7 protein-coding genes and 1 tRNA gene are annotated in these 12,766 nt (G+C 38.7%); 2 read left to right on the top strand and 6 right to left on the bottom strand.

Annotated features, from left to right (window positions below):
* Positions 1 to 87 precede the first annotated feature (87 nt).
* Together BC008_RS05320 and BC008_RS05315 are read right to left on the bottom strand one after the other, a co-directional pair.
* On the bottom strand, positions 88 to 3,267 hold the full coding sequence (locus tag BC008_RS05320; RefSeq protein ID WP_082650489.1) for a HEAT repeat domain-containing protein: 3,180 nt from the start codon (positions 3,265 to 3,267) through the stop codon (positions 88 to 90).
* 692 nt (positions 3,268 to 3,959) lie between these two features.
* Positions 3,960 to 5,465, bottom strand: a complete 1,506-nt coding sequence (locus BC008_RS05315) for a catalase (RefSeq protein ID WP_027844204.1) — start codon at positions 5,463 to 5,465, stop codon at positions 3,960 to 3,962.
* A 562-nt stretch (positions 5,466 to 6,027) separates the two neighbouring features.
* Between BC008_RS05315 and BC008_RS05310 the strand changes: the two genes are divergently transcribed.
* The gene (locus BC008_RS05310) at positions 6,028 to 7,431 is read left to right on the top strand and encodes an AAA family ATPase (protein ID WP_027844203.1); all 1,404 of its coding nucleotides are present in this window, start codon (positions 6,028 to 6,030) and stop codon (positions 7,429 to 7,431) included.
* Positions 7,432 to 7,795: 364 nt separating this feature from the next.
* On the opposite strand, the gene BC008_RS05305 is transcribed toward BC008_RS05310, so the two are convergent.
* From BC008_RS05305 to BC008_RS05295, 3 genes are all read right to left on the bottom strand, one after another.
* A tRNA-Ala gene (locus tag BC008_RS05305) sits at positions 7,796 to 7,868 on the bottom strand.
* Between the two features lie 127 nt (positions 7,869 to 7,995).
* On the bottom strand, positions 7,996 to 8,724 hold the full coding sequence (locus BC008_RS05300; protein WP_027844202.1) for an HAD family hydrolase: 729 nt from the start codon (positions 8,722 to 8,724) through the stop codon (positions 7,996 to 7,998).
* The gene (locus tag BC008_RS05295; RefSeq protein WP_027844201.1) at positions 8,721 to 9,644 is read right to left on the bottom strand and encodes a class I SAM-dependent methyltransferase; all 924 of its coding nucleotides are present in this window, start codon (positions 9,642 to 9,644) and stop codon (positions 8,721 to 8,723) included. The genes BC008_RS05300 and BC008_RS05295 overlap by 4 nt, the downstream gene beginning before the upstream one ends.
* A 474-nt stretch (positions 9,645 to 10,118) precedes the next feature.
* On the opposite strand from BC008_RS05295, the gene BC008_RS05290 reads away from it, so the two are divergent.
* Positions 10,119 to 11,300, top strand: coding sequence for an RtcB family protein (locus BC008_RS05290; protein WP_027846018.1), 1,182 nt, complete (start codon positions 10,119 to 10,121; stop codon positions 11,298 to 11,300).
* A gap of 299 nt (positions 11,301 to 11,599) precedes the next feature.
* Here the strand turns inward: BC008_RS05290 and BC008_RS05285 are convergent, their stop codons facing one another.
* A complete protein-coding gene (locus tag BC008_RS05285; RefSeq protein ID WP_027846017.1) occupies positions 11,600 to 12,286 on the bottom strand; it encodes a hypothetical protein in 687 nt (228 codons plus the stop codon).
* Between the last annotated feature and the right edge of the window lie 480 nt (positions 12,287 to 12,766).

The following is a 12,766-nucleotide window of genomic DNA, read 5'->3' as shown; positions in this document are numbered from 1 at the left end:
TTTCCAAGCTCGTTAATTGTTAATACGGATGACTTTTATTTTTTATGCAGTTATCGTAAAATTTTTTCCGAAAGCGAGTAAATGTACTTAAGTATATTTAACGGGTTGCTGTTTTTGTTCGCTCAATAATCCAGTTTGCTTTGCAAGTTCATCTGTAACAAAGCTTGGAACTCGTGCTTCTTTACCTTTTACTAAACAACAGTCCCGTAGTGCTAGCAGAAAACCTTTAATTGCGGCTTTGTCTCGTATTAAATTAATTTTGGCGATGAATTTGTGCCACTCCCTATCATTATCTTGGTAAGATTCCATCAAATATAAAGCAGCAAGATATTCTGCTAAAGGATCCAATGCAAAACGGATTTTATTTTGTGCCGGTTGAACAAATTGAATTAAGTGCAAATCTTTTTCTAAATGTTCCAAATGTGCTATAGCAACCTCATTATTCTCATCCAGTGCAATTAAGACATCATCAAGTTTGGCATGGGTAGAACGAAAATTCTGTTTGAGACATTCCCAAGCTATAATTTTTGCATCCCTTTGCACTGTGCGGTTATCCGGTTCGTTTTCTTCTGTATCGCGATTTAGTTCGTTAAGATAAGCAAGCATTAAATCTGGAATATTATTGGGTAAACCTTGTAAAGATGTAGCGTATGAATTTTGTAGGGTATTTACATGCAATTTTTCTACATTAGCAATCATTTGTTCAGCGTAAAGTTTAGCTAGCAATACGGTAATATTGCGTTCTCCCACCATCAAAGATAAACGACGACAAGCATCAAAATATTCTGCATCGTTAAATAACTGGCGTTTTCCTCGCTGGGTTAAATATGCTTCCATAAAAGATGAAAGTTTATTACCAGTCACTCGTAATGGTTTAACTACAGTTTTGGGTACGCTATCAAGACTTTCTTCCAGACGGGAAGTGATAATTAAACTATTAGCAATAAAGTCCGCATCTCCCGGACGAATTTGATTTCGTGTAGCCTCATTCATTTCCGAGAGATGGTCTACTATTACCAAAATCCGTCTTTCCCGCAACAGGTGTTCGAGTAACTTGTTGGGAATGGGTTTTGCTGTACCAATAAGTGCTTGCAATTGTCCACAAATTGTTTGCTGTAGAGATGAACTGCGTTCGGTCTCTACACTATCAATTTCTTCTTCAATTAAAACTGGTAACATCTGATGTTTGCACAGACGCTGTGTGGGCTCGTCAGACATCCCCCACTGAGCCAATTGACAAGCAAGACTGGTTTTACCCGCACCACCTTCACCGTGAATTAACAAAGTTGCACGTGTTTTATTGAAAATTGGTTGTAAATCTTTTCCTGTAAAGTTTCCGATTGTTTTGCGATCAAGAATAACTGGGATGGGAATATGGGTGTTGCGATCGCGCACTGTCTCTTTTTTCTCAAAGCCTTCTTTTGCTGCTGCAATATTTTCTGCGACCCATGCATCTAATACTCTGTGACGATAAATAAAGGGTTCGAGTAGTAATAAACTTTTAATCGGTAAATTTACATTTCCTAAAAAATCAGGTAATTGATATTCGCTCAGGGGTTCTAGTGCGCGATCTACCCTTAACAACCACAAAGGACGTAAATAGAAAATCCCTAGCCACAGGGTAGGGAAGAAAATAAGGTAAATTATTAGAACTGTGAACAAAGGATTTTTAGCAACCCATTCTAGGATGCGTTCCTGAAAGCGGGAATCTCTTTTTTGTTTGAGGAAATCAAGAGAGCGTTTCAAAGCATCTTTCTGAGAGGATTTGAAATCCTGTTTGGGGTTATTTATAATCTTTTGAGCTTTTTCTAAGTTGGTTATGGCTCGATTCAAATCTTTATTAGATAATTCTCTTGCTTTATCTTGGTAGTTTGTAGCTATGCTTCCCAAAACATTAACAGCATGAGGGCGAATAGATTTATTCTTGTCTTGCAAAGCTTGGCTGAGTACATTAAATGCTAATACTCTTTTTTCACCAATCTTTATCAAAGCAAAGGCAGCACCTAGGCGAACTCGTGTATCCTTGTCTTCTAAAGCTTGGGTAAGTTTTGGTACAGCATCTACTGCTTTTTCTCCAATATTTCCCAATGCATAAGCTGTATGCATACGAACTTGTGTATCTTTGCCTTCCAAGGCTTGTGTAAGTTTTGGTACAGCATATGCTGCTTTTTCTCCAATCATTCCCAAAGCATAAGCTGCGGAAGAGCGAACTTGTGTATTCTCGTCTTCTAAGGCTTGGGTGAGTGCTTTTACTGCGTCTGCTGCTTTTTCTCCAATTTTTCCTAATGCATTAGCTGCACGCTGACGAACTCCTGTATTCTCGTCTTCTAAGGCTTGAGTGAGTGCTTTTACTGCGTCTGCTGCTTTTTCTCCAATCCTTCCCAAAGTATTCGCTGCATGCTGACGCACTCCTGTATTCTCGTCTTTCAAAGCTTTGGTGAGTGCTAATACTGTAGACTCTGTTGTCTCTCCAATCCTTCCCAAAGCATCCACCGCAGAGAAGCGAACTCGTGTATTCTCATCTTTCAAAGCTTTGGTGAGCGCTGGTACCGCTTGCTCTGCTTTCTCCCCAATCCTTCCCAAAGCACTAGCTGCGGAGGAGCGAACTGATGTACTCTCGTCTTTTAAAGCTTGGATAAGTGCTGGTACTGCTGATTTTGTTTCCTCACCAATATTTCCCAAAGCGCTGGCTGCATTTGTGCGAACTGATGTATTCTCATCTTTTAAAGCTTGGATAAGTGCTGGTACTGCTGATTTTGCTTCCTCACCAATACTTCCCAAAGCGCTAGCTGCATTTGTGCGAACTAGTGCATTCTCGTCTTTCAAGGCTTTGGTGAGTTCTGGTACAGCATCTACAGCTTTTTCTCCAATGTTTCCCAAAGCATTAGCAGCAAACCGACGAACCTGCGTATCTTTATCTTCCAAGGCTTGAGTGAGTGCTGATATTGCTGATTCTGCGTTTTCTCCCATAAACCCCAAAACAACAGCAGCAGTTAAACGTACTTTCTCATCTTTGCTCCGCAATTTTTTGACATATTCGGGAACTGCTTCTGGGGTAAGTTCTCTAAAACTTTCCAGTTCAGTTTGTAGTGATAATAATTCATGAATGCTCTCCAACTTCTCCACGTAATCTAGAATCTTGCTTTCTTCAACCTCCTTTCCCCAAGTGCTTCCCATCACTAGTCCAGAAAAGGATGAGACAGAAACCGTAGTAGTTGTAAGTAGAGCAAATAATCTCTGTATATGACGTTTTTGTGTTAAATGCATGACATCAATCTAAATGCATGACACTAATGAGATCGTAGCAAAATTTAGTTTCTTAAAAGTAAATTACCCATACTCTTATTCAAAAAAAGTGTTTTTGATTCCGTAAAATTGCAGAAAATAATTTACGAATTATTAATTACGGCTCTTAGGTACTTAATATGCTAAAAGCTTGACTTAAAAACCTATTCGTGATTCTAGCCGCACCTCCAAGAATTCAGGCTTTATAAGGAAAGTTGACTACAAAAGCTAACATTTTATCCTTTTGACATGATTTCGGTCTTTAAACCTTTACTTTGAAGTGGATGTATGATGTTTAACTAATAGTTGGCATAACAGGTACTGAAAAATCTTAATTAGGGTCTGCTGAATAACTTTAAAACTCTTATCTTGTAAGCTTTTCAAGCTATCTTTGTGGAAAAAAGTGCAAGAGAATAAGTATATAAAGGTTAAAACCTTGCATTTGCAATTTTTTGCAGTCCAAAAAATTTGAAAAAATGGGGCTAAAACTGTTCCCTGTTCCCTAACCCCACCAAAGGACTTTTTTAACAGCAAGCCCTAATTACAAAATTACACACACTTGTAAAAAATAAATTCAGAGGAGTTCTATCCCCTCTGAATTTGAAGTTATGATCTGCTAAAAAATATCACTTGCGGTGCGTTCGCATAAATAAATATTCTATTATCTCGAACTATCAAGTTGTTACCGCCTGTGCTTCTTTGGGAAGCGAGGAAAAATCAATCTCAATACCAATTTTTTGAGCTACTCGACGACCATAATCAACATCAGCGCGGAAGAATTGACATAACTGTCGCTTTTGAATATCTTCAGGAACTTCACCCAAACTATTAGCGATATTTTCTGTTAGTCTTTCCTTTGCATCCTCGCTCATTAAACGGTATAAATCCCCTGCTTGAGAATAGTCGTCATTTCCTTCCCTATGGTCGTAGCGGTCGACTGCAACATCTCCTAATGATAGGGGCGGTTCGGCATAATTTGGAGCAGGTTTTGGTGCGTTGGGGTTGCTGTTAGGTTCGTAATTAGGTAAACTCCCACCGTTATTTCCATAGTTCATTGCTCCATCTCGCTGATAATCAGAAAATGGACATCTAGGTGCATTTACAGGTAGTTGTTGATAGTTGGTCCCTAAACGATAACGATGAGCGTCAGCATAAGTCATTACCCTGGCGATTAGAGTTTTATCGGGAGAGAAACCAATTCCAGGTACAACCGCACTTGGAGAAAACGCTGCTTGTTCTATTTGAGCAAAATAGTTTTCAGGATTGCGATTGAGTTCGAGAATACCCACTTCAATTAAAGGATAATCGCTGTGCTTCCAAACCTTAGTTAGGTCAAAAGGATTATCGGGATGATTTTGGGCTTGCTCTTCAGTCATTACCTGAATGGAGAAGCGCCACTTAGGATAATTACCTTCCTCTATTGCATTCCAGAGGTCTTCGGTAGCGCTATCTGGATTTTTGGCTTTAACTTCTGTAGCTTCTTCTTCAGTTAGATTTTTGATTCCCTGTAAAGTTTTAAAGTGAAACTTCACCCAAATTCTTTGATTCTCATCATTTACGAAACTGAAGGTATGGCTACCATAACCATTCATATGACGATGACTTTGGGGAATACCGCGATCGCTATAGAGAATAGTTACTTGATGTAGCGCTTCAGGACATTGGGACCAGTAATCCCAACGCATGTACGGGTCTTTCAAATTATTCGCAGGACACCGCTTCTGAGTATGGATAAAGTCAGGAAACTTAAGAGGATCGCGAATGAAGAAGACAGGAGTGTTGTTACCAACCATATCCCAGTTACCTTCTTCTGTGTAAAATTTGACTGAAAATCCACGAGGATCTCTCTCGGCATCAGCAGAACCTTTTTCACCACCAACAGTGGAAAAACGAGCCAAGACTGGAGTTTGTTTCCCGACCTCTGAGAAAAGTTTAGCTTTAGTGTACTTGGTAATATCATTTGTAACAGTAAAAGTACCAAATGCACCTGCACCCTTAGCATGAACCACTCGTTCGGGAATGCGTTCGCGGTTAAAGTGGGCTAGTTTTTCGGAGAGATGGAAGTCGTGCATCGCTACCGGACCTCTAGGACCAGCAGTCAATGAGTTTTGATTGTCAGCAATAGGGTAACCATCTCTGGTTCTGAGAATCTTGCTTTCTTCCGAATTATGCTTGTCCATGGGGTTAATACTTTAATAAAGGTGCTAAAACAACAACGCCTGAATTTTTAGGGGAATCTCAATAATGTTGTTGCCAGTTGGATAATATTTGATATTTTTCAGGTTTCTTGGAAAGATAAAACCTATCTATAGTACTTCCTGCAAACTGTTTGATTCATGCTTTTGGAGTAAATAGTATAACAATACGTAGGTTGGTTATTTTTAGTAAAATCTATTAAATCCTGTTAGCTTTTCATGGTTGGCAATTATAGCGAAGCTATCGGCTGTTTCAGCGGATAAAGTGTATTGCTCACATTGATTTACTACTAACAATTAGTGTGGATTTTAGATTCTTCTCATACTGATAATAATTAATTAACTTCCCAAATTTCTATATCCAAAGATTTAACCTCTCTTCTCCTTAAGGTGTATTGACTGGGAAAGATTATATTGTCAGCCAATATTGTTGCTACTGTTGATTAACCCTCGAAGTACACTAATCCGAACCAAAATAAAAATATACGGGCACGAGTAACCATAAGAACTTAACATTATTTTAAGAGGGCTAATTATTTACGGATTCATGAGTTACTATATATCTCCCCGTTTTTTAGATAAACTTGCTGTTCATATCACCAAAAATTTCCTCGAGCTCCCTGGAGTCCGAGTTCCTTTGATTTTGGGTGTTCATGGACGCAAAGGTGAAGGAAAATCATTCCAGTGTGAGTTAGTTTTTGAAAGAATGGGTGTGGAGGTAACTCATATTTCTGGTGGTGAATTAGAAAGTCCTGATGCTGGTGACCCAGCGCGTTTGATTCGCCTACGCTATCGGGAAACAGCCGAATTAGTTAAGGTGCGCGGTAAAATGTGCGTGCTAATGATTAATGATTTGGATGCGGGTGCGGGACGTTTTGATGAAGGGACACAATATACGGTTAATACTCAGTTAGTTAATGCTACTTTAATGAATATTGCCGATAATCCCACTGATGTGCAATTACCCGGTAGTTATGATTCCAATCCATTACAGCGAGTGCCAATTATTGTCACCGGTAACGATTTCTCTACCTTGTATGCACCGTTAATTCGGGATGGACGGATGGAGAAGTTTTATTGGCACCCTGATCGCGATGATAAAATTGGCATCGTTGGAGGAATTTTCGGTGAAGATGGACTTTCCCACACAGATGTGGAAAAGCTAGTCGATACTTTTGCAAACCAAGCAATTGATTTCTTTGGAGCGTTGCGATCGCGCATTTATGACGAACAAATCCGTAATTTTATCCATGACATCGGTATAGAGCGGGTATCTTCACGGGTGGTAAACAGTGCTGATGCTCCCCCTGACTTTAGACAACCTAATTTTAGTTTGCCCCATTTAATTGAGATGGGTAACTTAATGGTTGAGCAACAAAAACTCGTGGATGATTCACGCTTAGTCCATGAGTATAATCGTGGAGCTTTACGCTCTCAAGCTAATTTTATACCCATACCTGCACCAAATCATGAAGCTAGATTTACTGATCGAGCACCCCTAGAAGCTCAAGTTATTACTAATTTTCAATCTATTCCCGAGCAGTCGGGGAATGGTTTTAAGAATGAAATTTACAATGAAGTGAGTCATAAAAATATAAGTGAAGGTATCCAACCTTATTACCGTACTTATAATAATGGCGATATTCATCACGGACAACTAACAACTACCCGTGTTACTCCAGAAGCGATCAACCAAATGCGTGATATTCTTGCTTCCGGACATCATATCGGGATAGATTATGTAGATCAAATTCGCTTTGCAACCGGTGGTTGGAGAAGTTTTTCGACCCACGCCATTGATGACATGGAAAATGCGATCGCAACTTTAGAACAGTGTTTAGTCGAGCATACTAAAGATTACATCCGTCTAGTTGGAATTGACCATAAAGTAAACCTGCGGGTGATGGAAACAATTATCCAACGTCCCGATGGTAAAATTGGCAGCCTGTAACACTTTTCCAAATACCTAAAATCTAGAGATATAGCAATGCTACTGTCGATTAAGTAAGTTACATGTCGTTATTAACAAATTAATTTCGCCGGAACTATAAAGGTTGTAAGCATTATATAACAAGGGTTATAGCCTTTATAGTTTATATTTAACCCTGAGAAATATTTAACAAAACAAGTGTCTTTTTCTCAAAATTGCCCATTCCCAAATTTTGACAAATCAATAACAGATTAAGTGTCGTTTTTTCAAAAGTATGCCCATTTCCAAAATTTGCCAAGAGCCCATATAATCAGTTAATCGACAACTGTAAAGGGGCAAATAATGTGTCGCCACGGACATTTAATTTGTCGCTCTACAGTACAAGTGGAGAATAGGGGATTCGAACCCCTCGCCTCTGCGGTGCGATCGCAGCACTCTACCAAATGAGCTAATTCCCCAAGTTAGATTTTTGAAGTTATATACTTAGAATATACTTGATTTTAGATTCATATTCGATTTTAGATGATGTGCACCTAAATTGTGTATACAATCTGAAAATTAAATCTGAAAATGTTCAAAATACTTTTATTCAGGTTCTTCACCACCAGATTCTACATTCCCCTCGAAAAAAGATTTGATCCGTTCTAATTCTAGATCGCTTAAATAATCTACCGTCCAGTTCGCCTGACGCTGCAACATATGGAATGGATAGGTATTAGCCACAGCAACTACCTGCATTTCAGCATTTTTCGCCGATTTAATCCCAGCAGGACTATCCTCAATAACCAAGCATTCCGATGGTTTTAGTTCAAGTCCAGGATGTTTTTCATTTAGAAGTTTTAATGCTAGCAAATAACCATCAGGCTCTGGTTTGCTAGTTGTAACATCATCGGTAGAGACAATAACCTCAAAATATTGAGTTAAATTAGCCCGTTTCAGAACAAGTTCAATATCTTTGCGCAGTGCTCCGCTAACCAAGCCCAAACGTAAGTCATTGGAATTGATTTGGGATATTAGCTCTTTAACCCCAGGATATAAAGGTAGTTCTTCTACCTTTCCTAACATCTTTGCGTAGTTATTAGTTTTCTGAGCGAGCAACTTAGCTAAATATTCATCGCTAACTAAGCGTCCGCGATTTTCTAGCAACGACCGAAAACAACTTCTGTCACTTCTTCCCAAACAAACTTTTTCAAACTCACCCGGTTGGATGATAAGATTTTCGGCTAATAACATCTCCTCCGTGAGTTGGCGATGAATCATTTCATCGTTGATGATGATGCCATTGAAATCAAATAAAACTGCTTTTAAACTCATGCTTGCGTGTAAGCTGGCGATGGAACTGTTACTCCGTCAGATCCATTATCGTCTACTGTGTCACCTCTGAAAATAGGTGAGTTGTTCAGGACTTGTGTTTGAATTTTTCCATCTTCGCTGGATATGGGTTTAACACCACTGGTTAATTGATGTACCCACCACACGTCTTCGGTATGTACAGCACCAAATTTCGCTGCTCCCATCCAAGCATCTACGCTTCCACCACCATAATCACGAATATAAGGCTCTTCAAAGAGATCGTTTAGCCATTCCAAATTTCTTAAATTCTTTTGATTCCCATCAAGGATCAATGCTTGTCCACCGGGTACCAATAAGCGAAAGCTCTCATGTAAAATAATTTGGGATATTGCGGGTGGCGTCTCATGAAATAATAACGTTGCCGTCACTAAATCAAAGGAATTTTCGGGAAATCCGGTTTGTTCGGCATTTCCATGTCGCCAAGAAATATCTAAACCCATATTTTCGGCTTTATGACTAGCCCTCACTAACATGTAGGGTGACAAGTCCAAACCCACAACTTCTGCTTCCGGGAAAGTCTCCTTCAACATCAAAGTTGTGGAACCAGTACCACAACCCAAATCGATAATTCTTCGCGGTTGGATAACTTGAATTGCATCAATTACAGCTTGACGCACCCAATTTTCATTAGGTGGGGTTACATATTGGGTAATTGCATCGTAGGAAACTGCAGCAGCAGAATTAAGATAGCCACCCTCAATTCCGTGAAAGTTTTGGCTACTGTAATACTCAGGAGTTATCACATCACCTCGAGCAAAACGTTGACTTTCCCTTTCCCAATCAACACTCTTGGCGTATTGGTGCAATTCTTCCTCATCAATAAATAGTCTTGCTATGGGGGCGAGAAAACGTTCCCAAATAGTATATTGCCGAACAGCCATAAATTAATTTACCACTCCAAATTTTGACAATAAAATGAGGTGCACTTAATTTAGACACCCATTCCAGGCAATTTCTTTTTTAAGTTAAATTTTGCTCGAGGTTAATAAACTGTTGGAATTACAGATTAGAATTACGGTTTTAACTTCACAAATTTTAATATATCACTCATGATTTTGCCCACTTATTTCGCAAAACTTGACAAGTACACCTACTTGTAATACAAATGTAATACGCTTAATGCTGTAACTTAAGCTAATTTAGTGTATGTGGCGTGCAATAGTACGTCATATACATAATATGGGGATTGGGGACTGGAGATTAGGGATTGGGTATTGGGAAGAACATAATGAGGGATAACCAGGTAAAGCTCCTGGCTCCTGACTCCTGACTCCTGACTCCTGACTCCTAACTCCTAACTCCCAACTTATTTATTTAAAAGTTATTATTTACAGTCGAATATAAAAAATAAAATTATGTCTTACGAAGAGCTAAAAGCTGATACAAAATCTCCCGTTTTATCTTGGGCTAATCATGAATTGGGAAAGCAAGAAATCCAAATGGCAAAAAATGTTGCTTCCCTTCCATTCGTATTTAAACACCTAGCATTAATGCCCGATGTTCACTTAGGAAAAGGAGCCTTAGTTGGTTCTGTAATCGCAACTCAAGAAGCAATTATTCCAGCAGCTGTGGGTGTGGATATAGGTTGCGGGATGGGTGCTATTAAAACCCCATTTACAGGCGAACAATTAGAAGGAAAACTAAAGAAGATTCGCCAAGATATTGAAGCAGCAATTCCTACCGGTTTTAATGAAAATAAAGATGTAGAAAAAGCTGTAACTAACTGGCAAAATTGGCGTGAATTTAACGATTTACATCGCGGCGTTCAAGATTTGCAAAATAAAGCCATGAAACAATTAGGTTCTCTTGGTGGAGGAAATCACTTTATTGAAGTATGTCTCGACGAAGAAAATCAAGTATGGCTGATGCTACATTCTGGTTCTCGTAACATTGGTAATAAATTAGCCCAATGTCATATTAATACTGCTAAGGGACTCCAAAAAATGGCAAGTGAGAAATTACCAGATCCCGATTTATCTTATTTTGTCACCGGTACCCCTGAATTTCAAGCTTATTGGCACGATCTACAATGGGCACAAGAGTACGCTCATTACAATCGTGATGTCATGATGGCGCGTTTTAAGCGTATTGTAGAGAAACATCTTGCCGGAGGTAAGGCAACTAAACCTTTATTAGAGGTAAACTGTCATCATAACTACGCTGAAAAAGAAGTGCATTTTGGCGAAGAGGTATATGTAACCCGTAAAGGTGCAGTGCGAGCCCAACAGGAAGATTACGGCATTATCCCTGGTTCAATGGGAGCTAAATCTTACATTGTTAAGGGTAAAGGTAACGTTCACAGTTTTTGTAGTTGTTCCCACGGTGCTGGGCGTTTAATGTCTCGAAATAAGGCAAAAAAAGCTTACACTCTTGATGATTTAATTAAGCAAACAGAAGGTGTAGAATGTCGCAAAGATGGTGGCGTTTTGGATGAAATTCCCAGTGCTTATAAACCCATCGAGCAAGTGATGGAAAATCAATCAGATTTAGTGGAAGTTGTTGCAATCTTAAAACAAGTAGTGTGTGTTAAAGGTTAGGGATTAATAATAGCAGTAGCCGATTATGATTTCTAAAAGTAATGAGTAATAAATTGAGTATTTTGACTTCGATGAGAAGTATTACTTATTACTCATTACTTGTTACTCATTACTCCTAACAATAATATCCACAATTAAGCAGATATATATAGCGGTTTCCATTTGAATCAAATACATCTTATATTCCTATTCTGTAGAGACGTTGCAGAGGCTAACGCCGACGCCGCAGGCTCTGCAACGTCTCTAAAAGGTGTCATGCACTCAACCGAAAACTGCTATATCTTGAATCTGTCACGCTTCTACTTCTTCAAAAAGTAAAAACGATAGTTGTTACCATCATGTAGCATCGCTGCTTCACTAAGATCGCTATCGGATGGAGTTCCAACAAGAGTCAATTCTGGAATTGAATTGAACGCATACTCATAGGCATTTGTGCTTCTATTGAAAGAGCCCTGTAAGAGTTTATCGTTATTTCCTAATCCCATACGATAAAAGCGGTATGCATTTCCGTCATGTAACATAGCCCATCTGTTGGTATCTGCATTCTTGGGAAATCCAGTTACTGGGATTTTAGGAATGGAATTGTGGCCCCATTTATAAGTGCTCGTTCCGGGAACCCAAGCAAACTGATAAAGTAGGTTTGCTTCACCCAATCGACGAAGATAGAGTCTATAATCATTACCATCATGCAACATCGCAAAGCTACTAATATCAGCATCTGCAGGCATATCGACGAGTGTCAATTCTGGAATTGAGTTATATCCAAATTGATAGGATGAGCCGTTGAAGCCGAATTGATAAATCTTGTTATTAGTGCTTCCTTTAAAGAAGTACATCCGGTAAGTAGAACCGTCATAAAGCATAGCCCAACGAGTGAAGTCTGTATCGTTTGGTGCATCGGTAATCGGGATGTTTGGAATGGAGTTGTGCCCAAATTTGTATTCAGTGGTTCCAGAAATGTAAGCAAATTGGTTCACGGAAAGCATAATGATTTTCCTTTTACTTTGTATTTTTTTCGTGTGTGTTGATAACTAAGACATATCTGCAAACTATCGAGTTTGAAATCTGTAGTTTTAAAAATATTTTTAAAATATAATTTTTAAAACTATAGAATCTATAGTTTTGAATGTCTGATTATTTATTCAGATAACGCCTAGTTTTAATTCTTGCTTCTATCTATTAAGAGACAAAATATAAACTTTGCATTATTCAGATTAATGCTTAGTCTTAACTCTTTCTCATCTCTAATAGGGAACGAAAAATCAACTTATGCAATAAATGCTTGCCTCTATCTATACTGGATAGGTAATTTTGAGCTTACTTATAATTTGAGATTATAATTTGAGGTTATAATTTGAGGCTATAAATTTATAGAAGCACTCTACAGATTTTGAAAATAGGTAGTGTTATGACACGATTTAAATGTGCATCCTATCTCTTAGTTACCTGGCGATTATTCAGCATCA

The sequence above is a fragment of the Mastigocoleus testarum BC008 genome (assembly GCF_001456025.1).
GTDB lineage: Bacteria > Cyanobacteriota > Cyanobacteriia > Cyanobacteriales > Nostocaceae > Mastigocoleus > Mastigocoleus testarum.
The sequence above is the reverse complement of the archived record's forward strand: the minus strand, read 5'-3'. Positions and strand labels throughout refer to the sequence as shown.